Genomic DNA, 22,414 nt, shown 5'->3' on the forward strand with positions numbered 1-22,414 from the left:
ATGTTCCGGTTTGTAGACCTGATAAGACGCACAGCGTCGCATCAGGCAACGGCTGCCGGATGCGGCGTAAACGCTTTATCCGACCTGCGGTTATGTTCCGGTTTGTAGGCCTGATAAGACGCACAGCGTCGCATCAGGCAACGGCTGCCGGATGCGGCGTAAACGCCTTATCCGGCCTACGGTTATGTTCCGACTCGTTGGCCTTTGGCAACGATTATCTAATGAGATTGGGGCAATTACGCGCCATCGTCAAATCATTGCGCTTTTTCTTTACGCGGTTGGCGCAATACTTCGTTGATTTGCGGAGCGTCCAGCGGACCAGAAATGTGGTAGCGCAAAATGGAGACTTTGCTCCACAGCGGCCCCAGCACTTTACTGGCAGCAAACACCGCCGCACCGACAATGGGGTTAACCGCAAAGGCCGCAGCCACACCCACCGTCGCGGAAATTTCTGGTGCGACAACCGCCTCCATATTCAGATCGCGGCGTACCAGATTTACCGACCCTTTCATGGCGATATCCGCTTCCAGTCCATCCACCAGCGTGTCATCAGTGTGCATAACACCGTCTTTAATCCACGCCGTGCTGCGAATGGAGTCAAAATAGAAACCTTCGCCAAAGGTATCCCTGAAATCAAAGCGCAGCTTTCGCATCAGAGCATCGACGCTCAATAAGCGCAGCAATTGCCCGGCATGTCCGGTGCTGATGTCGGTAATTTCACCTTTGCCCAGTTGAGTATGGATGATGCCATTCAACGTTGCCTCATCCGGCTGCCACGGCGTTTTCCGCCAGTGTAAATCGTAATCCACATTAAATGACGACTGGCGTATTGGCGTCGTGACACCAAAAAATTCAGCAGCGGCATCAATTTTCTGCCCGCGTAATTTTCCTTTCAGCGAGGTACGTTCATTCCCCGGATTGTTAACCCATTCACCCTCGGCAGTAAGCCGCGAGAAACCGGTATCAATCAGTCCATTAGCCAGCGTTAACGTATCGCCAGAAATGGTGATATCGCTGTCGATGCGACCGAATTTTTGCCCCCAGAACCAGCACTCTGCGCAACGTATTTGCGCATCCGGCCAACCACGGAAGCTAATGCGCTCCGTAGTTGGGAAAGGTGACGACGGCGTGGTGTCACCACTGGTTTTCGCCACGCTGGGGTTGTAATAGAGATATTTAATCGTCGCCAGCCACGGCGCGTTATTGCGCATTGCCAGCGTAGCGTTGATTTCACGTCCTTGCGCCTCGACCTGAGTGCCATTTGCCATCGGTTGCGAAACAATACTCAGGTTATTCCATTGCTGATTTCCCAACGACAACGCTGGCGTACGCAACGTAATGTGCTGGGGAAAACTCACCGCACTACCGACTTTATCCGTCGCGCCTTTCTGGAAAAGCGCCAGCCACTCGGCACCATTCATCGATGGCATATTTAACTCAACACCGCTTTGTTCCGGTAACGGCGGAAGCGTTTTACTGTCTGCCGCCCAGATAGCGCGATCGAGCGTCAGCTTTTGACCGAGCAACCAGCGGCTGTTGAAATGGTTATCCGCGCCAGCCTGTCCGGTTAATTCAAAGCTATTGAGGTTGCCATCGACCTTAATGTTAACCGGCAGCGATTCGCCAGCGGGTTTGGCTAACGGCGAAGGTAAGTGACTACTCACATTCTTCAGATCACCGTTCAGTTCTACGTTATACGTTGCGCCAGCATGATAAGGCAGCTCAATGCCCACTTTACCATCCCAGGCCACGCTGCCGCTTAACGCTTCATTCACCGCTTCAGGCAGAACGTCAGTTTTCGCTGGCTGCCAGTTACCGTTGAGATTCACCGCGACCTGGTAGGCTTTCGCCCCTTCTTTGGTGGAAAAATCCACGTTCAGTGGCTGATTAAACCAACTTGCTGTCAGTGGTTCGCTTTGCAGATCGCCATTGATAAAGCTGAATTTACCGCTCAAATTTTTCAGTGTGCTATCAAGTGGTTTGATAAACAGACTGTTATTACGCAGCGTCACTTCGCCTTTCGCTGTAACCAGTTCGCCGTTCAATGGGATATCGAGATGTAAGCGAGCATTCACATCGCCGTCGAGCTGGAGTTCTTGCAGGGTTGCTCCCAGAGAGTCTTTCAGCGGCGTCTCATCAAAGTAAGGACCAACCGCTTTGCCCGAACCTTTAATGTCAGCATCAATCAGCAATTTTTCTTTCGAGTAGTCAGGGATCACTGCGGTGAGATTACTCGCGCGCACGCCGCCCAGATTGACGCCATCGGTTTTCATCCATAAACCGTCGTTTATGAAGTCCAGTTCAATATCGAGATTAGTTAACGCAGGCCAGTCCGGCTGGAAGGCAAACTTCGCATTACGCAGCGGCACCAGCACCTCAAACTGACCTTCGTTGTGTTTATAGGGGAAGAGTTGCGGATTGCCGCCATAAACCAGCGTCGCGTTATCCGCTTCACCGCCCTGAATTGCGCCACTTAAGTAATCGACTAACTCTTTCCCCATCAGATTTTCTGGGAAATAGCGCCACGCTTGTGAACCATCATCGGTACTGATACCCGCCAGAATGCCCAGCCAGGGTTCATCATTAGTCGGTTGCAGGTAGCGGAAACCGCCGCGTGCATGGACGGCTTTGGCTTTAACATCAATGTTGCGGCCATCAAGCTGGAAACCTTTGTCGTTATTCAGCCAGCTTAGGGTCGCCTTACCGTCAGCAATTTCCAGCGGTGCGCGGAAAACTGTTTCGTAAGGCATTTTCGCCTGTTTCATGGACGCGGTCAGTAAACCATTTTCTACACTACCGGAAAGCGTCCCGGAGAAATGTTCCGCGCCCGGCAGTAATTTCCATTGCTTCCAGGCCAGATCGCTCCACGATGCCTGAAAGCGAGTCTTGTCTGCTGCCTGAAGCGGGATATCCAGCGCCAGGGTGTTGATCTTGCCGCTCGGTTGCGTAGACCGCCAGATGTCGCCCAGCGCAGGTGAAAGTTTTGCTGCCAGCGGACGAATACCTTCCAGCCCCGCCAGTTCCAGATTGCTGGCGCGAATCCGCAGTTCGTCACTGCGTTTATTATTCTTTCCACCAACATCCTGTTCCGGTATCCAGGCCAGCGTCAATGCCCCACTCGGCCAGCGTTTGCCATCCATCGTGATGCGGGTATCAGGAATAGAAAACTGCCAGCCGGGATGTTCACGCGTAATGTGTGCGGTGAGATTATCTACCGCCAGTGAATGCGTTTGCTTCTCGCCCAACCAGCTGGCACCGCCCTGTTTCAGCCAGACGTCACCGCCGGTTACATCGCCTTTGTCGATCGTCATCCAGCCTTCGAGGGAGAACTGCGCCGTTTCCAGCGCAATGTTGTCCTGCATCCATTTACCCAGCCACGGCTTCAGGTCAATATCATCAGCCTGTAGCCAGACGCGACCGTTGCTTAACAGCCCTTCGTCATCACGCAAATCCATGCGAACTTGCATCACGCCGTGCTGCCCGGTGAGGCTGGAGAGGCTTACCTGGCCTTCCGCACGGTGTCGACGCGGATTGTTAAGCCAGGTGAGTTGCGGGATCGCCAGTTCGGCGCGCTGACCGGATGGCGTGAGGAAACTGACTTCGCTGTCGCGGAGATCGAAGTGATCAAACTGACGAAGAAACAGGTCGCTGATGTGGCTGGCTTCCAGACCATCATTACCACCACCGCTGGTGATGGGCGTATTGGTGCGGAAACGCAGTTGCCAGAAAGTCAGATCGCGAAACTGCCAGCGCATATGCAGCAGGCTCTGCCAGACATCCAGCGCCAGAGTGACGCGTTTGACAGAAAACTCACCGCCATCTTTCAGTTCCGCGCGAATGTCGCGCGCTTCAAGCGTGGGGCCAAAATTCTGCCAGCTGGCGGAAAGCTGGCTGGCTTCTACCGGCATGCCGGTAGCGGATTCAATTTTATTGAGGATTTCTGGACGCCAGGCATCAAGATGCGGCAAAGCAATACGCAGGCCGCTGACCAGCAGCGCAGCGATCACAACGAGCGCGGCTCCAGTAAGCAGTAAAATCCCCGGCAATCGCCTCACCCGTCACTCCTTGTCTGCTAAAAATGTGACTCAAAAAACTTTGCCGGATGGCGGCCCAGCATTTGTTTACATCATGACGACGTCAAACTGCTCCTGGTTGTAGAGCGGTTCGATTTGTACTTTAACCTGCTTACCCACAAAAATTTCCACTTCCGCCAGCGAGTGCGACTCTTCGCCTTTCAAGGCCTCGGCAACTGCCGGAGAAGCATAGACCAGAAAACGGTCAGAGTCATAAGCATGGTGCACGCGAACAATCTCGCGCATGATTTCATAGCATACCGTTTCCACGGTTTTCACCGTTCCGCGACCGTGGCAAGTTGGGCATTCGTTACACAGTACGTGCTCAATGCTTTCGCGGGTGCGTTTACGCGTCATTTCCACCAGCCCCAGCGCCGAGAAGCCGTTAACGCTGGTTTTCACCCGGTCTTTGCTCAGCGCCTGTTCCAGCGAATGCAGTACGCGGCGACGGTGATCCTCATTATTCATGTCGATGAAATCAATGATGATAATTCCGCCCAGGTTACGCAACCGTAACTGGCGAGCAATGGCCTGCGTCGCTTCAATATTAGTATTGAAGATGGTGTCGTCCAGATTGCGATGACCGACAAACGCCCCGGTATTGATGTCCACGGTGGTCATCGCTTCGGTCTGGTCGATAATCAGATAACCGCCAGACTTCAACTCAACTTTGCGTTCCAACGCTCGCTGAATCTCGTTTTCGACGTCAAAGAGATCGAAAATCGGCTGGCGCCCCGTGTAATGCTCCAGCTTGCTGGTCATCTCGGGGATGTATTCCGAGGTGAACTCAAGTAATGCTTCGTAAGTCAGCCGTGAATCAACGCGAATGCGGTCCAACTCGGCATCGGCAAAATCACGCAGCACACGCTGCGCCAGCGCCAGTTCACCGTACAGTTGATAACGCGTCTGTGGGCGCTTTTTACGCTCCATGACTTTGGTCCAGACACGCTTCAGATAAGCGGCATCGGAAGCTAGTTCAGCTTCGCCTACACCTTCTGCCGCGGTACGGATGATAAATCCGCCCTGCTCGTCGCAATACTCGGCGACCACTTTTTTCAGGCGTTCACGTTCGGATTCACTTTCGATACGTTGGGAAACCCCAACATGAGACGCTCCTGGCATAAACACCAGATAGCGAGATGGCAGCGTGATATCCGTGGTCAGGCGCGCGCCTTTGGTACCAAGCGGATCTTTCACCACCTGTACCATCAGATCTTGCCCCTGACGGACCAGTTCCGAGATGTCACGCACCGTAAATTGTTTTTGTTCCTCACCTGCCACACATTCGGTGTGCGGCATGATGTCAGAAGCGTGTAGAAACGCAGCTTTATCCAGCCCAATATCTACAAAAGCCGCCTGCATACCCGGAAGTACGCGACTTACACGACCCTTGTAGATATTGCCTACTATTCCGCGTCGCGCCTCACGTTCAATATGAATTTCCTGCAGAATACCGCCATCAATATACGCCACTCGTGTTTCCGAAGGCGTTACGTTTACCAACAATTCAGCCGTCATGTTTATCCCTTTTCTCACGCAGTGCGTTAAAATTACTCAATAATTCACACGTTTCAACCAGCGGTAAGCCGACTACGGCGTGATAGCTGCCATTTATCTTCCTGACAAAACAACCACCAAGCCCCTGAATACCGTATGCACCTGCTTTATCTAACGGTTCACCGCTGGCGACATAGCCCGCGATATCTTCATCTGTTAACGTTCTGAAAGTCACATCGGTCACCACCAGGCAATCGAGAATGTACTGGCTGTCGGCCATCGCCACTGCCGTCATTACCTGATGGGTCTGCCCCGATAATTTGCGCAACATCTGCACCGCATGATCGGCATCGCGCGGTTTCTCCAGTACTTCGCCGTTCAGAATCACAATGGTATCCGCACCCAACACCGGGAGATCCTGCGCCGTTTGCGCGACGCCCGCCTGAGCTTTCTCGCGCGCCAGACGCACAACGTATTGCTGAGCGCTCTCCTGCGGAAAGCGTTGCTCCTCAATGCCCGTAACGATACGTTCGAAGGAAACGCCAAGTTGCGCAAGTAACTCCTGCCGACGCGGAGAACCGGAAGCTAAATACAGAGAAGTCATAGAAACCTTTATTGCACTGCAAACTGCTGACGAATTTTGCGCATCAGCATGAAAATCCACGGCCAGAGCACACCATTGACTACACTACTCCAGAACACTTCCGGTCTGAAAGAGACGTTGATCACTAAAAACTCTGCCCAGAAAACAATAATATCCACAACCAACGAAAGCAACATGACGACCAGCGCCTGCTGCCACAATGCCAGATTACGGAAAAGCTGGAATTTCAGCGCGACCAGATAAGCAATGATACTCATCGATAACGCCCGTACACCGAGCGTGGAGCCACTGATCAGATCCAGTATGGCACCCATCACAAAACCTGAGCCCACATTTACGCGATGGGGCAAGGCGAGGCTCCAATACAATAAGATGAGCAAAACCCAGTTAGGCCGGAAAACGATAAGATTATCCGGCCAGGGCATAATTTGCAGTAATAACGCAATGAGGAAAGAGAGCCAGATAACCCAGCGCCCCTGGCTACGATAGCTCGCCACTATTGCCCTCCTGGCGTACGCGCAGGTGGTTGAGTACCACTCTGCGGCGGCGTAGCCCTTTGTGGAGAGCGGTCAGCGGCAGTACCTGTTGCAGGTTGCTGCGGGCTTGGCTGGGTAATTCCCGTTGCCGGTTCAGGCAGTTTTGGCCCCATTGCATCTGGCGAAGGCAACACCTGCGGCATCATTTGCATCAGGCGTTCATTAGCAACGCGATGCACCTCTTCCGGCGTCATCGGGTTGGCCCCGTTACGATCCGCCCCCCACAACAGAAGCAGATAACGTAAACGTTGCAGTCCCGCAGTCGGTCGCGCCTGAATCACGGTATATGCGCGCTGGGTATCGAGTTTCACGGAAGAGACAACCGCCACCGGATAACCTTCCGGGAAACGACCGCCCAGACCTGAAGTCACCAATACATCACCAACACGAATATCAGTATTCGCTGGCAGGTGCTCAAGCTGTAAATCATCAGTACAGCCATTACCCGCCGCGATAACGCGGATATCATTACGCAGCACCTGAATCGGCAGCGCATGGGTCGCGTCGCAGATCAGCAGTACGCGGCTGGTCAGTTTTGCGACCGCCACCACCTGGCCGACCACACCTTTATCGCTAATGACTGGCTGGCCTTCGTAAACACCGTTGACACTGCCTTTGTCAATAACAACCTGATCGCTGTACGGATCGTTAACAGTAGAGATAACCTGGGTCACCATCTTCTGCTCGTCCTGACGCAGCGGAGAACCCAGAAGCTCACGCAAGCGCGCGTTCTCCTGTTTATATTGTCCCAACATCAGCAGATCGCTGTTTTTCAGCAGCAACTCCTGACGTAACGCCCGGTTTTCAAGTTCTAGTTGATCACGCGAGGCCAGCGTCTGCGATACGCCATCCAGCAATTCACGAGGAGCATTGGAAATAAAGTAGAAAGGACTGACAGCGGTATCCATATAGGTACGGATTTGACTGAAAGTCCCCAGGCGGCTGTCGGCAATAATAATGCCGAGCGCCACCAGCACCGCCAGAATAAGGCGAATCTGTAGCGACGGGCCACGGCTAAAAATTGGCTTCATAAGTTATGCGTATTCTCGTATCAGACCAGGCAGGATAAACAAACGCTTCCCCTGCCTGCATCCGATTACTCTTCGCTGAACAGGTCGCCGCCGTGCATGTCGATCATTTCCAGCGCCTTGCCGCCACCGCGCGCCACACAGGTCAGCGGATCTTCAGCAACAACGACTGGAATGCCGGTTTCTTCCATTAATAAACGGTCAAGGTTACGCAGCAATGCGCCACCGCCAGTGAGCACCATTCCGCGCTCAGAGATGTCGGAAGCCAGTTCCGGCGGACACTGTTCCAGCGCAACCATCACTGCGCTAACGATGCCGGTCAGCGGCTCTTGTAGCGCTTCGAGGATTTCGTTGGAGTTCAGCGTAAAGCCGCGTGGAACACCTTCAGCCAGGTTACGACCACGAACTTCAATTTCACGCACTTCATCGCCCGGATAAGCCGAACCGATTTCGTGTTTAATACGCTCTGCTGTCGCTTCACCGATCAAGGAACCGTAGTTACGACGAACATAGTTGATAATGGCTTCGTCGAAGCGGTCACCGCCGATGCGTACAGAAGAGGAGTAAACCACGCCATTCAGCGAGATTACGGCAACTTCAGTAGTACCACCGCCGATATCAACCACCATGGAACCGGTCGCTTCAGAAACCGGCAGACCGGCGCCAATTGCCGCGGCCATCGGCTCTTCAATCAGGAACACTTCACGGGCGCCAGCGCCCTGCGCGGATTCACGAATTGCGCGGCGTTCAACCTGGGTTGCGCCAACCGGCACACAGACCAGAACGCGCGGGCTTGGACGCATAAAGCTGTTGCTGTGCACTTGCTTAATGAAGTGCTGGAGCATTTTTTCAGTCACGAAGAAGTCAGCGATTACGCCATCTTTCATTGGGCGAATAGCAGCAATATTGCCCGGCGTACGGCCCAGCATCTGCTTCGCGTCATGACCTACTGCAGCCACGCTTTTTGGTGAACCGGCACGATCCTGACGAATGGCCACAACGGAAGGCTCATTCAATACGATGCCTTGTCCTTTTACATAAATGAGGGTATTCGCAGTACCCAAGTCAATGGACAAGTCATTGGAAAACATGCCACGAAATTTTTTCAACATACTAAGGGATAATCCTGAAAGCTGGGGCGGAAAAGAAAATCCGCTTACTTTACCAACCACACGCAGCAGCGACAAGGCGCAAAAATCATCTGCTACGGTGAAAATTAGTGCAGTTCGTTTCCTTTGTTACAAATCTCTGCCTGAGTCCAGATAAGGCTAAATGCGTCAACAGCATTCCTCGCCTGTTTGCAACTGCGTAAGGTCATTCATCTGCATATGTGCTGCAACAATCTGGCGAGCAGATAAGCACACTCCCACGAAACGCAGCGCGCGTTATTCTACGTGAAAACGGATCAAACGGCAGGTTAAACCGAGTATCTTTGTGAATATTTTTTCACGTTAGTATCAAGTGGCTGTGAGGACGCGAAAAAATCCCCCTGGCCACCCAAAACCCCGCGCTGAATCAGGGTCTGCCACTCGCTTCGCGAACGTACGCCAGTCGCGTAAACCTGGGTGTTGGTCCCGGAACAGGCTTCTACCATGCTCTGAACCAACAATTGGTTTTCCGTTCGCTTCTCAATATTTCTTACCAGCCCCGGATGAAGCTTGAGTAATTCGACATTCAGTTCTTTAATCCAACTGGTACTTACCAGCGTCAATCCAGCCTGGTTAACGGCAACTCGAACCCCTAAAGCATTCACCAAACGAATGACAGATTGCAAGCGACCGATATGTTGACCAACATCAGCCTCTGCAAGTTCAATAATTATGCGTTTTCGTTGTGATTTTTCACACTGCATCAACGTATCGCGCAGCCAACGCTGGAAACGCGGGCGGATCAACGACTCAACGGTCACCTGAATCGCCAGATTTTCTTGCGGCCAATAGCGTAACAGCGGGATGAGACGACTGATTTGCAGGCGGTCATACTCTTCCGATAAACCAAACTGCAACACCATCGGCATATATTCCGCCGAGCTTACCTCTTCATTACCATCAAAGATGCGACACATAATTTCGCGATGATGAACCTGCCCTTCCCGGGTGACCGCAGGTTTTTGATAAAGCCTGGGACCGCCACGACTCAACATTTGTTCGATTAGCGTACGCCAGCGAACGTTGCCGCGCCCTTTTTCTGGTAATGAGTCATCGTAAATCGCCCAGCTATTACCACCCTGTAATCCCGCATTACGCGTGGCGGATTCGGCATGGTCCATCACTTGTTCTGTTTCCTGGCCGCTACGCCAGGCACAGATGCCGATATGAATCATATCTTCACGATCGAGCATTTTATTGCTCGGTAATGTATCAACCGCTTTGATCAACTGCCCGGCAATGCTCTCCGCCTCTTTTAAAGTCCGATGCGGCAACAGCGCGGCAAAATCGCTACGGTGATAGCGCGCCAGCAGTGCACCTGGATAGCGCATCATAAATGTCGACAGCAAATTCGTCAGAGTGAAGAACTGTTCTTCGGCCTGGCTGTGTCCCCACGTGTCGCTCAACATATTGAAATCAGGTAGACGGATCATCATCACGATCCCGTGAGTCCCTACCTTCTCTTGATCTTCCAGCAATGTAGCCAACTGGTTGTCGAAAAAGAGACGGTTATTGAGGCCGGTTTTGATGTCCTGCGCGGCGTAAGAGCGAATCAGCGTATCAAGACGGCTGTGCTGTTCACGCGCATTCTGAATTTCTGAAAGCAGCATATCCAGCGCACTGCTGGTTCCTGGCGGCCATTCATAGATGGAGCCAAGCACATTCGGCCCACGCTCCCCGTTTAAGATACGCGCCGAGCGAGTTTCCAGTAGTTCTTGCCCGGCAAGTTGCCGCTGCAACCAGCGTACTGCAAGGAAGAGCATAATAATAATAAAACCAATTGCCCCAGTGAGCGGCGCGGTGGTCATCAGCGAGTGAAAATAGTTTCCCATCGGGTCCTGATAAACCAGATGTAGCGACATTCCTGGATGTTTAACTAACGGAACGGTCAGTTCGCGAAACAGATCGCTGGTGCCAACAGGGCGGTAACTCCCCTGGCGGGAAAGGGTATAAACCTGTTTGTTATTGTGTAACAGGTCCACGCGAACGATATCTGCTGACATCATCAGTTCACTGATTTGTGGCCTCAGCGAGCTGAAATCAGACGACACCAGATGCGTATCGATCGCCGTCGCCACCGCCTGAACGCGATGGCTAAACTTATACTGAATCGCGTTATAGAAACTTAACGAGCAGCCCATCAAAGTCACAAAGATCGTTAACCCGGTGAGCAGCGTGACAAAGGCCGAAAATTTCGTCGTTAATCTCATCCTTGTGTTAACTCCGATAGTGAGGAAGCGGGCATACTAGCAAATCAGATTTATCTCGCAATTTATTGCGCTTCATCGACTTTGCTTTTCAATTAGCGAGTATAGTCTTCAGAAATTATTTTCCAATCCATCATGCACATGAGGACTTCTTATGCAGGCGTTACTTTTAGAACAGCAGGACGGCAAAACCCTCGCATCTGTACAGACTCTGGACGCAAGTCGCCTGCCGGAAGGCGATGTGACGGTCGATGTCCACTGGTCGAGCCTGAATTATAAAGATGCGCTGGCAATAACCGGTAAAGGAAAAATAATCCGCAATTTTCCGATGATTCCTGGCATCGACTTCGCCGGAACCGTACGCGACAGTGAAGATCCTCGTTTTCATGCTGGTCAAGAAGTGTTACTCACGGGCTGGGGTGTTGGTGAAAATCATTGGGGCGGGCTGGCAGAACAAGCGCGCGTAAAAGGCGACTGGTTGGTTGCCATGCCGCAAGGTCTGGACGCGCGTAAAGCGATGATTATTGGTACTGCTGGGTTTACCGCCATGCTGTGCGTGCTGGCCCTGGAAGATGCCGGTATTCGTCCACAAGATGGCGAGATTGTGGTAACGGGCGCCAGCGGCGGCGTTGGTAGCACTGCCGTGGCGCTGTTGCATAAGTTAGGTTATCAGGTGGTTGCTGTTTCCGGTCGCGAAAGTACCCATGGATATCTGAAAAGTTTAGGTGCCAGCCGAATTCTGCCGCGTGATGAATTTGCTGAATCCCGTCCACTGGAAAAACAGCTTTGGGCCGGGGCGATTGACACTGTGGGCGACAAAGTGCTGGCTAAAGTGCTGGCGCAAATGAACTACGGCGGCTGCGTGGCGGCCTGTGGTCTGGCGGGTGGTTTTACTCTGCCAACCACCGTCATGCCATTTATTCTGCGTAACGTTCGCCTGCAGGGCGTGGATTCGGTGATGACGCCACCAGCACGCCGCGCACAAGCCTGGCAGCGTCTGGTTGCCGATTTACCGGAATCATTCTATACCCAGGCGGCAAAAGAGATTTCACTGGCTGATGCACCAAAATTTGCCGAGGCCATTATTAACAATCAGATCCAGGGCCGTACGCTGGTAAAAATTAACTAAGCGTTAGCATAAAATAATTTACATATCGTTAACGAATTTTAGCAGCACTTTGACATTCTCCCTGCCATAGTAATCATGAGCATACCGGGAGTCTGTTATGAAAAAAATTCGTCAACTTACAGAAGCCGATGTCACTGCTGAATCGGCTTTTTTTATGCAACGTCGGCAAGTTTTGAAAGCATTAGGCATCAGCGCCGCCGCCCTCTCTATACCAAATGCCGCCCACGCGGATTTACTTGGCTGGTTCAAAGGGAACGATCGCCCGCCCGCGCCTGCCGGAAAACCCCTGGAGTTCAGCAAGCCTGCTGCCTGGCAAAATAACTTGCCACTGACACCGGAAGATAAAGTTTCCGGCTACAACAATTTCTATGAATTTGGGTTGGATAAAGCAGATCCCGCCGCGAATGCTGGCAGCCTGAAAACCGATCCGTGGACGTTGAAAATCAGTGGTGAAGTCAGTAAACCGTTAACCCTCGACCACGATGCGCTAACCCGTCGATTCCCGTTAGAAGAGCGGATTTACCGGATGCGCTGCGTGGAAGCGTGGTCGATGGTGGTGCCGTGGATTGGTTTTCCGCTGCATAAACTGCTGGCGCTGGCAGAGCCGACCAGCAACGCGAAGTACGTCGCTTTCGAAACAATTTATGCACCGGAACAAATGCCCGGCCAGCAGGACAGGTTTATCGGCGGCGGTCTGAAATATCCCTATGTAGAAGGATTACGTCTCGACGAAGCAATGCATCCGCTCACACTGATGACCGTCGGCGTCTACGGCAAGGCGCTACCGCCGCAAAATGGCGCGCCGATACGCCTGATTGTGCCATGGAAATATGGCTTTAAAGGCATCAAGTCGATAGTGAGCATTAAGCTGACCCGAGAACGCCCACCAACCACCTGGAATCTTTCGGCCCCCAACGAATACGGCTTTTACGCCAACGTTAATCCGCATGTTGATCACCCTCGCTGGTCGCAGGCCACTGAGCGATTTATCGGTTCAGGTGGCATCCTGGATGTGCAACGCCAGCCGACACTGCTATTTAACGGCTACGCCGATGAAGTCGCGTCACTTTATCGCGGACTGGATCTACGGGAGAACTTCTAAGTGCGTTTGACTGCAAAACAGGTTACCTGGCTGAAATTTTGCCTGCATCTTGCCGGATTTTTGCCGTTTGTCTGGCTGGTTTGGGCAATCAATCATGGCGGGCTAAGTGCCGACCCGGTGAAAGATATTCAGCATTTTACCGGTCGGACTGCGCTGAAATTTTTATTGGCGACGTTGTTAATTACCCCGCTGGCGCGCTACGCTAAGCAGCCATTATTGATACGCACCCGCCGCCTGTTAGGTTTATGGTGTTTCGCTTGGGCGACGCTGCACTTAACCAGTTATGCATTGCTGGAACTTGGCGTGAACAACCTGGCGTTATTCGGTCAGGAATTAATCACCCGACCTTATTTAACCCTGGGTATTATCAGTTGGTTGATTTTGCTTGCTTTAGCATTCACGTCTACACAAGCGATGCAGCGAAAACTAGGCAAACACTGGCAACAGTTGCATAACTTCGTCTATCTTGTCGCGATCCTGGCCCCCATACATTATCTGTGGTCAGTGAAGGTTATCTCACCGCAGCCGCTCATCTACGCCGGGCTGGCATTATTGCTTTTAGCCTTACGTTATAAGAAGTTCCGTCAATGGTGGCGTTAATTTCGTGAACTGTGCGGCTTATTGCAAATTACGCGACGTTGAAAGTTATTTACATGTTAGCTGTTGATTATCTTCCCTGATAAGACCAGTATTTAGCTGCCATTTGCTACGAAATCGTTATAATGTGCGACCTCGTTCTCCCTGAGGCAGCTTTTAAACTGCTGAAAAGGTGACAATGGCGCAACGAAGGTATATTTTGTTTTTTGCCGGAGGATAGCAGCAAATCGCTGCACAATGTCCGTCAAGTCTCACATTGACACTCTGGGGCAAAATAGACCGGCGTCCCGGCCTGCTGGAATTTACCGCTATGCATACAGCTGTCGGGGCATACGCTTTACAGACGGCGGTGAAACGCCTGTCACAATCACACTAAACAAAGAGTACGGAACCCACTCATGGATATTCGTAAGATTAAAAAACTGATCGAGCTGGTTGAAGAATCAGGCATCTCTGAACTGGAAATTTCTGAAGGCGAAGAGTCAGTACGCATCAGCCGTGCAGCACCTGCCGCAAGTTTCCCGATGATGCAACAAGCTTACGCTGCACCAATGATGCAGCAGCCAGCTCAATCTAACGCAGCCGCTCCGGCGACCGTTCCTTCCATGGAAGCGCCAGCAGCAGCGGAAATCAGTGGTCACATCGTACGTTCCCCAATGGTTGGTACTTTCTACCGCACCCCAAGCCCGGACGCGAAAGCGTTCATCGAAGTGGGTCAGAAAGTGAACGTGGGCGATACCCTGTGCATCGTTGAAGCCATGAAAATGATGAACCAGATCGAAGCAGACAAATCCGGTACTGTGAAAGCAATTCTGGTCGAAAGTGGACAACCGGTAGAATTTGACGAGCCGCTGGTCGTCATCGAGTAACGAGGCGAACATGCTGGATAAAATTGTTATTGCCAACCGCGGCGAGATTGCATTGCGTATTCTTCGTGCCTGTAAAGAACTGGGCATCAAGACTGTCGCTGTGCACTCCAGCGCGGATCGCGATCTAAAACACGTATTACTGGCAGATGAAACGGTCTGTATCGGCCCTGCTCCGTCAGTAAAAAGTTATCTGAACATCCCGGCAATCATCAGCGCCGCTGAAATCACCGGCGCAGTAGCAATCCATCCGGGTTACGGCTTCCTTTCCGAGAACGCCAACTTTGCCGAGCAGGTTGAACGCTCCGGCTTTATCTTCATCGGCCCGAAAGCAGAAACCATTCGCCTGATGGGCGACAAAGTATCCGCAATCGCCGCGATGAAAAAAGCAGGCGTCCCTTGCGTACCAGGTTCTGACGGCCCGCTGGGCGACGATATGGATAAAAACCGCGCCATTGCTAAACGCATTGGTTATCCGGTAATTATCAAAGCCTCCGGCGGCGGCGGCGGTCGTGGTATGCGCGTAGTGCGCGGCGATGCTGAACTAGCGCAATCTATCTCCATGACTCGTGCGGAAGCGAAAGCTGCTTTCAGCAACGATATGGTTTACATGGAGAAATACCTGGAAAATCCTCGCCACGTCGAGATTCAGGTGCTGGCTGACGGTCAGGGCAACGCTATCTATCTGGCGGAACGTGACTGCTCCATGCAGCGCCGCCACCAGAAAGTGGTCGAAGAAGCGCCAGCACCGGGCATTACCCCGGAACTGCGTCGCTACATCGGCGAACGTTGTGCTAAAGCGTGTGTTGATATCGGCTATCGCGGTGCAGGTACATTCGAGTTCCTGTTCGAAAACGGCGAGTTCTATTTCATCGAAATGAACACCCGTATTCAGGTAGAACACCCGGTTACTGAAATGATCACTGGCGTTGACCTGATCAAAGAACAGCTGCGTATCGCTGCCGGTCAGCCGCTGTCTATCAAGCAAGAAGAAGTTCACGTTCGCGGCCATGCGGTAGAGTGCCGTATCAACGCCGAAGATCCGAACACCTTCCTGCCAAGCCCGGGCAAAATTACCCGTTTCCACGCGCCAGGCGGTTTTGGCGTGCGTTGGGAGTCTCATATCTACGCGGGCTACACCGTGCCGCCGTACTATGACTCAATGATCGGTAAGCTGATTTGCTACGGTGAAAACCGTGACGTGGCGATTGCTCGCATGAAGAATGCGCTGCAGGAGCTGATCATCGACGGTATCAAAACCAACGTTGATCTGCAGATCCGCATCATGAACGACGAGAACTTCCAGCATGGTGGCACTAACATCCACTATCTGGAGAAAAAACTCGGTCTTCAGGAAAAATAAGACTGCAAAAGCGTCAAAAGGCCGGATTTTCCGGCCTTTTTTATTACTGGGGATCGACAACCCCCATAAGGTACAATCCCCGCTTTCTTCACCCATCAGGGACAAAAAATGGACACTCGTTTTGTTCAGGCCCATAAAGAGGCGCGCTGGGCGCTGGGGCTGACCCTTTTGTATCTGGCGGTATGGTTAGTAGCCGCTTACTTACCTGGCGTTGCCCCCGGTTTTACCGGCTTTCCGCGCTGGTTTGAGATGGCCTGCATCCTGACGCCGCTGCTGTTTATTGGACTGTGCTGGGCGATGGTGAAATTTATCTATCGCGATATCCCGTTGGAGGATGACGATGCAGCTTGAAGTGATTCTACCGCTGGTCGCCTATCTGGTGGTGGTGTTCGGTATCTCTGTTTATGCGATGCGTAAACGGAGCACCGGCACCTTCCTTAATGAGTATTTCCTCGGCAGCCGTTCCATGGGCGGTATTGTGCTGGCGATGACGCTCACCGCGACCTATATCAGTGCCAGTTCGTTTATCGGCGGGCCAGGCGCTGCTTATAAATACGGCCTGGGTTGGGTATTGCTGGCGATGATTCAGCTTCCTGCAGTCTGGCTTTCGCTCGGTATACTCGGCAAGAAGTTCGCGATTCTTGCGCGCCGCTACAATGCGGTGACGCTGAACGATATGCTGTTTGCCCGCTACCAGAGTCGTCTTCTGGTGTGGCTGGCGAGTTTGAGTTTGCTGGTTGCGTTCGTTGGTGCGATGACCGTGCAGTTTATCGGCGGTGCGCGTCTGCTGGAAACCGCGGCGGGTATTCCTTATGAAACCGGGCTGCTGATTTTCGGTATCAGTATTGCGTTATATACCGCCTTTGGCGGCTTTCGCGCCAGTGTGCTGAACGACACCATGCAAGGTCTGGTGATGCTGGTTGGCACCATTGTGCTGCTGGTCGGCGTGGTACATGCCGCTGGCGGCTTAAGCAACGCGGTAGAGACGCTACAAACCATCGATCCACAGCTGGTTACGCCACAAGGTGCTGACGATATTCTGTCACCTGCCTTTATGACATCGTTCTGGGTACTGGTGTGCTTTGGCGTTATTGGCCTGCCGCATACTGCGGTGCGCTGTATCTCTTATAAAGACAGCAAAGCAGTGCATCGGGGGATCATCATCGGGACGATTGTAGTCGCAATCCTGATGTTCGGTATGCACCTGGCCGGAGCGTTAGGTCGGGCGGTGCTCCCCGATCTCACCGTACCGGATCTGGTGATCCCGACGTTAATGGTAAAAGTGCTGCCACCGTTTGCTGCCGGGATCTTCCTGGCTGCACCGATGGCCGCGATCATGTCGACGATCAACGCCCAGTTGCTGCAAAGTTCCGCTACGATCATTAAAGATCTCTATCTGAATATCCGTCCGGATCAAATGCAAAACGAGACGCGTCTGAAGCGGATGTCGGCGGTGATTACGTTGATTCTCGGCGCGTTGCTGCTGCTTGCCGCCTGGAAGCCGCCAGAAATGATCATCTGGCTGAATTTGCTGGCCTTCGGTGGGCTGGAAGCCGTTTTCCTGTGGCCGCTGGTGCTGGGTCTTTACTGGGAACGCGCCAACGCCAAAGGTGCGCTAAGTGCGATGATCGTTGGCGGTGTGCTGTATGCCGTGCTCGCGACCCTGAATATTCAGTACCTGGGCTTCCACCCTATCGTGCCCTCGTTACTGCTAAGTTTGCTGGCTTTCCTGGTCGGAAACCGTTTCGGTACTTCCGTCTCGCAAGCTACCGTTTTGACTACTGATAAATAAAGAGTTTTGCCATGCCTTGGATCCAACTGAAACTGAACACCACCGGCGCGAACGCTGAAGATCTTAGCGATGCGCTGATGGAAGCGGGTGCCGTGTCCATTACTTTTCAGGATACCCACGATACGCCGGTGTTTGAGCCGCTGCCGGGCGAAACGCGCCTGTGGGGCGACACCGATGTGATTGGTCTGTTCGATGCTGAAACCGACATGAATGAAGTCGTGGCGATTCTGGAGGATCATCCGCTGCTCGGCGCAGGCTTCGCGCACAAAATCGAACAACTGGAAGATAAAGACTGGGAGCGCGAATGGATGGATAATTTCCACCCAATGCGCTTTGGCGAACGTCTGTGGATCTGCCCAAGCTGGCGTGATGTGCCAGACGAAAACGCCGTCAACGTGATGTTAGACCCGGGCCTGGCGTTTGGTACGGGGACTCATCCAACCACCTCTCTGTGCCTGCAATGGCTCGACAGCCTCGATTTAACCGGTAAAACGGTCATCGATTTTGGCTGTGGATCCGGCATTCTGGCAATCGCGGCGCTGAAACTGGGCGCAGCAAAAGCCATTGGTATTGATATCGATCCGCAGGCCATTCAGGCCAGCCGCGACAACGCCGAACGTAATGGCGTTTCTGAGCGTCTGGAACTCTACTTACCCAAAGATCAGCCTGAAGCGATGAAAGCCGACGTGGTGGTCGCTAACATCCTCGCAGGCCCGTTACGTGAACTGGCACCGTTAATCAGCGTCCTGCCGGTTTCAGGCGGCTTGCTGGGCCTTTCCGGTATTCTGGCAAGCCAGGCGGAGAGCGTTTGTGAAGCTTATGCCGACAGCTTCGTTCTGGACCCGGTCGTGGAAAAAGAAGAGTGGTGTCGCATTACTGGTCGTAAGAATTAACCGCCAGAATGTGGCATAGTGATGTAGAGAGAAGTGCGAGCAACGTCACAAAAGGCACGTAATTTTGCTGATTATTTAGGCAAATTTGCGTGCCAAAATTTTCATTCATAAAGAAAAATTGAGAACTTACTCAAATTTCTTTGAGTGCGAATTTTAATCACTTATTTCTAATGTGATGATTTTTATGATTAATTATTCCGCCGAGTTCATTTTAAATGCAATTCTTTGATCCATCTCAGAGGATTGGTCAAAGTTTGGCCTTTCATCTCGTGCAAAAAATGCGTAATATACGCCGCCTTGCAGTCACAGTATGGTCATTTCTTAACTCATGCGCATCGGACAATATCAGCTCAGAAATCGCCTGATCGCAGCGCCCATGGCTGGCATTACAGACAGACCTTTTCGGACGTTGTGCTACGAGATGGGAGCCGGATTGACAGTATCCGAGATGATGTCTTCTAACCCTCAGGTTTGGGAAAGCGACAAATCTCGTTTACGGATGGTGCACATTGATGAACCCGGTATTCGCACCGTGCAAATTGCCGGTAGCGATCCGAAAGAAATGGCAGATGCAGCACGTATTAACGTGGAAAGCGGTGCCCAGATTATTGATATCAATATGGGTTGCCCGGCTAAAAAAGTGAATCGCAAGCTTGCAGGTTCAGCCCTCTTGCAGTACCCGGATGTCGTTAAATCGATCCTTACCGAGGTCGTTAATGCAGTGGACGTTCCTGTTACCCTGAAGATTCGCACAGGCTGGGCGCCGGAACACCGTAACTGCGAAGAGATTGCCCAACTGGCTGAAGACTGTGGCATTCAGGCTCTGACCATTCATGGCCGTACACGCGCCTGTTTGTTCAATGGAGAAGCTGAATACGACAGTATTCGGGCAGTTAAGCAGAAAGTTTCCATTCCGGTTATCGCGAATGGCGACATTACTGACCCGCTTAAAGCCAGAGCTGTGCTCGACTATACAGGGGCGGATGCTCTGATGATAGGCCGCGCAGCTCAGGGAAGACCCTGGATCTTTCGGGAAATCCAGCATTATCTGGACACTGGGGAGTTGCTGCCCCCGCTGCCTTTGGCAGAGGTTAAGCGCTTGCTTTGCGCGCACGTTCGGGAACTGCATGACTTTTATGGTCCGGCAAAAGGGTACCGAATTGCACGTAAACACGTTTCCTGGTATCTCCAGGAACACGCTCCAAATGACCAGTTTCGGCGCACATTCAACGCCATTGAGGATGCCAGCGAACAGCTGGAGGCGTTGGAGGCATACTTCGAAAATTTTGCGTAAACAGAAATAAAGAGCTGACAGAACTATGTTCGAACAACGCGTAAATTCTGACGTACTGACCGTTTCTACCGTTAACTCTCAGGATCAGGTAACCCAAAAACCCCTGCGTGACTCGGTTAAACAGGCACTGAAGAACTATTTTGCTCAACTGAACGGTCAGGATGTTAATGACCTCTATGAGCTGGTACTGGCTGAAGTAGAACAGCCCCTGTTGGACATGGTGATGCAATACACCCGTGGTAACCAGACCCGTGCTGCGCTGATGATGGGCATCAACCGTGGTACGCTGCGTAAAAAATTGAAAAAGTACGGCATGAACTAATTCAGGTTAGCTAATTGCTTGATTAAAAGGCGCTACTCGGCATGGGGAAGCGCCTTTTTTATAGGTGTCGCAAAGGGAGTGACCATGAGAACAGGATGTGAACCCACCAGGTTTGGCGACAATACAAAGACCATTATCCACGGTGATGCATTAGCTGAACTTAAAAAGATACCCGCAGAAAGTGTCGATCTAATCTTTGCTGACCCGCCTTATAACATCGGTAAAAATTTCGATGGCCTGATCGAAGCGTGGAAAGAAGATCTGTTTATTAACTGGCTATTTGAAGTGATTACAGAGTGCCACCGCGTTCTGAAAAAACAGGGCAGCATGTACATCATGAACAGCACGGAAAACATGCCCTTTATTGACCTCCAGTGCCGCCAGCTTTTTACCATCAAAAGTCGCATCGTCTGGTCGTATGACAGCTCCGGCGTTCAGGCAAAAAAATATTACGGCTCCATGTATGAACCCATCCTGATGATGGTGAAAGACGCAAAGAACTACACATTTAACAGCGATGCTATTCTGGTAGAAGCCAAAACCGGAGCACAGCGTGCATTAATCGACTATCGCAAAAATCCCCCGCAACCTTACAATCATCAAAAAGTGCCAGGTAACGTCTGGGATTTTCCACGCGTACGTTATTTGATGGATGAATATGAAAACCATCCGACGCAAAAGCCTGAAGCTTTACTGAAGCGCATTATTCTCGCCTCTTCTAACCCTGGCGATGTCGTTCTCGATCCGTTTGCTGGTAGCTTCACCACCGGTGCCGTCGCCATCGCGACCGGGCGAAAATTCATTGGTATTGAGATTAACAGCGAGTACATCAAGATGGGGCTACGCCGACTGGAAGTCGCGTCACATTACTCCATGGAAGAGCTGGCGAAAGTGAAAAAAAGAAAGACCGGCAACCTGTCAAAACGAAGCCGGATCAGCGAAGTTGACCCCGATCTCATTGCAAAGTAAAGGAAGTGTAAGCCTGGTTTTCAGATTATTCATTTCGTGTATATTTCCTGCCAGACTTGGTTAAACATGCACAGGCTCAGGTAATGATTCGCAAGTATTGGTGGCTCGTCGTTTTCGCTGTCTCCGTTTTTCTGTTTGATACCTTACTGATGCAGTAGATTGAACTACTGGCAACAGACACAGACAAATGTCGCAATATGAACTCGGTTAATCCGCTAAAACTGGTTAACTGTGACGAACTGGATTTTCACAATAGAATGTAACTTTATACGATACCTAATTCATTTGTTTTATGAATTAATTTCGTTATGTTTTCATCTGGCATAAACATTCTTAATACATTATCGACTAATGCGGGTGCTTGTTTATAAAGATCGTAACCCGCTATATTCATTAACCAGTTTTGAACAATACCGCTGAAGGCGCCATCAATAATAATCATTACGACGTCTAAGTCGAGGCTTTTAGCTATATCCCCCTGTTGCTGACATGCTTGTAATACTTCACGCAAAATCTGTGGATTAAAGCCCATCTTTTCCCGTATTACTGCCTCGGCCAGCATTTCATCACTAAATTCACACTTGTGATATAAGATTTGCAGTAACGCCTGCTGGCGGGGAATTTCGGCAATATATTGCAAGCCAACAATCAGTTTTTCACGCAATTGCAGGAAAGGATCATGTTCTAACCCTTCCGTTAAACGTTCCTGGATTAACTCACGCAATGAAGGCTGTTGCAGCCACATCTCGTTAAACAGTTGAGCCTTGTTTTCGAAGTGCCAGTAGATTGCGCCACGCGTGACGTTGGCGGCGTCGGCGATGTCATTGAGCGTCGTCTTGCTTACGCCATACTGCGCAAACTGGGCGATGGCGATTTCAATCAGTTCTTGCCGGGTCTTCAGGGCTTCAGCTTTGGTTCTTTTTGCCATGATTAATCATTCAGGGAATAAATATATTCGACATAAGGGAAACAACGAGAAGTAATGTATCACCTA

The 22,414-nt window shown here is 51.6% G+C and carries 19 protein-coding genes and 1 pseudogene; 12 read left to right on the forward strand and 8 right to left on the reverse strand.

Annotated elements, in window-relative coordinates:
• Positions 1-254: 254 nt before the first annotated feature.
• From yhdP to csrD, 7 genes are all read right to left on the reverse strand, one after another.
• Positions 255-4,055 carry an AsmA2 domain-containing protein YhdP gene (yhdP, locus tag FEK46_RS01925; protein WP_135559888.1) on the reverse strand — a complete coding sequence of 1,267 codons (3,801 nt, stop codon included), beginning with the start codon at positions 4,053-4,055 and terminating at the stop codon, positions 255-257.
• A gap of 66 nt (positions 4,056-4,121) precedes the next feature.
• Entirely contained in the window at positions 4,122-5,591 is a 1,470-nt protein-coding gene (gene rng, locus FEK46_RS01930) for a ribonuclease G (protein WP_000123197.1), read from the reverse strand.
• Positions 5,581-6,174: a nucleoside triphosphate pyrophosphatase YhdE gene (yhdE, locus tag FEK46_RS01935; protein ID WP_130260185.1), complete on the reverse strand. Its 594-nt coding sequence runs from the start codon at positions 6,172-6,174 to the stop codon at positions 5,581-5,583. The genes rng and yhdE overlap by 11 nt, the downstream gene beginning before the upstream one ends.
• An 8-nt stretch (positions 6,175-6,182) precedes the next feature.
• Positions 6,183-6,671, reverse strand: coding sequence for a rod shape-determining protein MreD (gene mreD, locus FEK46_RS01940; protein ID WP_135559889.1), 489 nt, complete (start codon positions 6,669-6,671; stop codon positions 6,183-6,185).
• Positions 6,671-7,741 (reverse strand): rod shape-determining protein MreC, encoded by a 1,071-nt coding sequence (mreC, locus tag FEK46_RS01945; RefSeq protein ID WP_130204516.1) that lies wholly within the window; start codon positions 7,739-7,741, stop codon positions 6,671-6,673. Before mreC ends, mreD begins: the two co-directional genes overlap by 1 nt.
• Before the next feature lie 65 nt (positions 7,742-7,806).
• On the reverse strand, positions 7,807-8,850 hold the full coding sequence (mreB, locus tag FEK46_RS01950) for a rod shape-determining protein MreB (protein WP_000913396.1): 1,044 nt from the start codon (positions 8,848-8,850) through the stop codon (positions 7,807-7,809).
• A gap of 305 nt (positions 8,851-9,155) precedes the next feature.
• Entirely contained in the window at positions 9,156-11,096 is a 1,941-nt protein-coding gene (csrD, locus tag FEK46_RS01955; protein ID WP_130204514.1) for an RNase E specificity factor CsrD, read from the reverse strand.
• 151 nt (positions 11,097-11,247) lie between these two features.
• Here csrD and FEK46_RS01960 point away from each other — a divergent pair, with 151 nt between their 5' ends.
• The 12 genes and pseudogenes from FEK46_RS01960 (at position 11,248) to FEK46_RS02015 (ending at position 21,683) form a co-directional block, all read left to right on the forward strand.
• The gene (locus FEK46_RS01960) at positions 11,248-12,222 is read left to right on the forward strand and encodes an MDR family oxidoreductase (protein ID WP_135490410.1); all 975 of its coding nucleotides are present in this window, start codon (positions 11,248-11,250) and stop codon (positions 12,220-12,222) included.
• A 97-nt stretch (positions 12,223-12,319) separates the two neighbouring features.
• Positions 12,320-13,324, forward strand: a complete 1,005-nt coding sequence (gene msrP / locus FEK46_RS01965; protein WP_130204510.1) for a protein-methionine-sulfoxide reductase catalytic subunit MsrP — start codon at positions 12,320-12,322, stop codon at positions 13,322-13,324.
• Complete coding sequence (gene msrQ / locus FEK46_RS01970) at positions 13,325-13,924, forward strand: protein-methionine-sulfoxide reductase heme-binding subunit MsrQ (protein WP_130204508.1); 600 nt, start codon at positions 13,325-13,327, stop codon at positions 13,922-13,924. It begins immediately after the preceding gene.
• Positions 13,925-14,319: 395 nt separating this feature from the next.
• The gene (gene accB, locus FEK46_RS01975) at positions 14,320-14,790 is read left to right on the forward strand and encodes an acetyl-CoA carboxylase biotin carboxyl carrier protein (protein WP_000354618.1); all 471 of its coding nucleotides are present in this window, start codon (positions 14,320-14,322) and stop codon (positions 14,788-14,790) included.
• A 10-nt stretch (positions 14,791-14,800) separates the two neighbouring features.
• Complete coding sequence (accC, locus tag FEK46_RS01980; RefSeq protein WP_000884639.1) at positions 14,801-16,150, forward strand: acetyl-CoA carboxylase biotin carboxylase subunit; 1,350 nt, start codon at positions 14,801-14,803, stop codon at positions 16,148-16,150.
• Between the two features lie 108 nt (positions 16,151-16,258).
• Entirely contained in the window at positions 16,259-16,501 is a 243-nt protein-coding gene (locus FEK46_RS01985; protein ID WP_000381170.1) for a YhdT family protein, read from the forward strand.
• Positions 16,491-17,942, forward strand: a complete 1,452-nt coding sequence (gene panF / locus FEK46_RS01990) for a sodium/pantothenate symporter (RefSeq protein ID WP_135493029.1) — start codon at positions 16,491-16,493, stop codon at positions 17,940-17,942. Before FEK46_RS01985 ends, panF begins: the two co-directional genes overlap by 11 nt.
• Positions 17,943-17,953: 11 nt before the next feature.
• A complete protein-coding gene (gene prmA, locus FEK46_RS01995) occupies positions 17,954-18,835 on the forward strand; it encodes a 50S ribosomal protein L11 methyltransferase (RefSeq protein WP_135410516.1) in 882 nt (293 codons plus the stop codon).
• A 328-nt stretch (positions 18,836-19,163) separates the two neighbouring features.
• Positions 19,164-20,129 (forward strand): tRNA dihydrouridine synthase DusB, encoded by a 966-nt coding sequence (gene dusB / locus FEK46_RS02000; RefSeq protein ID WP_001219652.1) that lies wholly within the window; start codon positions 19,164-19,166, stop codon positions 20,127-20,129.
• Between the two features lie 25 nt (positions 20,130-20,154).
• Positions 20,155-20,451, forward strand: coding sequence for a DNA-binding transcriptional regulator Fis (gene fis / locus FEK46_RS02005; protein WP_000462905.1), 297 nt, complete (start codon positions 20,155-20,157; stop codon positions 20,449-20,451).
• An 84-nt stretch (positions 20,452-20,535) separates the two neighbouring features.
• On the forward strand, positions 20,536-21,420 hold the full coding sequence (gene yhdJ / locus FEK46_RS02010) for an adenine-specific DNA-methyltransferase (protein ID WP_131160894.1): 885 nt from the start codon (positions 20,536-20,538) through the stop codon (positions 21,418-21,420).
• Positions 21,421-21,503: 83 nt separating this feature from the next.
• Positions 21,504-21,683: pseudogene (locus tag FEK46_RS02015) on the forward strand (DUF2556 family protein).
• Between the two features lie 2 nt (positions 21,684-21,685).
• Here the strand turns inward: FEK46_RS02015 and envR are convergent.
• Entirely contained in the window at positions 21,686-22,348 is a 663-nt protein-coding gene (envR, locus tag FEK46_RS02020; protein WP_135559890.1) for an acrEF/envCD operon transcriptional regulator, read from the reverse strand.
• Between the last annotated feature and the right edge of the window lie 66 nt (positions 22,349-22,414).

The organism is Escherichia sp. E4736 (genome assembly GCF_005781225.1).
In the GTDB taxonomy this organism is placed as follows: domain Bacteria; phylum Pseudomonadota; class Gammaproteobacteria; order Enterobacterales; family Enterobacteriaceae; genus Escherichia.

Coding starts and splice junctions, on each gene's coding strand:
- dusB (WP_001219652.1), top strand. CDS start 19,164: ATGCGCATCGGACAATATCAGCTCAGAAATCGCCTGATCGCAGCGCCC.
- yhdJ (WP_131160894.1), top strand. CDS start 20,536: ATGAGAACAGGATGTGAACCCACCAGGTTTGGCGACAATACAAAGACC.
- FEK46_RS01985 (WP_000381170.1), top strand. CDS start 16,259: ATGGACACTCGTTTTGTTCAGGCCCATAAAGAGGCGCGCTGGGCGCTG.
- msrP (WP_130204510.1), top strand. CDS start 12,320: ATGAAAAAAATTCGTCAACTTACAGAAGCCGATGTCACTGCTGAATCG.
- accC (WP_000884639.1), top strand. CDS start 14,801: ATGCTGGATAAAATTGTTATTGCCAACCGCGGCGAGATTGCATTGCGT.
- accB (WP_000354618.1), top strand. CDS start 14,320: ATGGATATTCGTAAGATTAAAAAACTGATCGAGCTGGTTGAAGAATCA.
- yhdE (WP_130260185.1), bottom strand. CDS start 6,174: ATGACTTCTCTGTATTTAGCTTCCGGTTCTCCGCGTCGGCAGGAGTTA.
- FEK46_RS01960 (WP_135490410.1), top strand. CDS start 11,248: ATGCAGGCGTTACTTTTAGAACAGCAGGACGGCAAAACCCTCGCATCT.
- envR (WP_135559890.1), bottom strand. CDS start 22,348: ATGGCAAAAAGAACCAAAGCTGAAGCCCTGAAGACCCGGCAAGAACTG.
- fis (WP_000462905.1), top strand. CDS start 20,155: ATGTTCGAACAACGCGTAAATTCTGACGTACTGACCGTTTCTACCGTT.
- prmA (WP_135410516.1), top strand. CDS start 17,954: ATGCCTTGGATCCAACTGAAACTGAACACCACCGGCGCGAACGCTGAA.
- mreB (WP_000913396.1), bottom strand. CDS start 8,850: ATGTTGAAAAAATTTCGTGGCATGTTTTCCAATGACTTGTCCATTGAC.
- rng (WP_000123197.1), bottom strand. CDS start 5,591: ATGACGGCTGAATTGTTGGTAAACGTAACGCCTTCGGAAACACGAGTG.
- mreC (WP_130204516.1), bottom strand. CDS start 7,741: ATGAAGCCAATTTTTAGCCGTGGCCCGTCGCTACAGATTCGCCTTATT.
- panF (WP_135493029.1), top strand. CDS start 16,491: ATGCAGCTTGAAGTGATTCTACCGCTGGTCGCCTATCTGGTGGTGGTG.
- csrD (WP_130204514.1), bottom strand. CDS start 11,096: ATGAGATTAACGACGAAATTTTCGGCCTTTGTCACGCTGCTCACCGGG.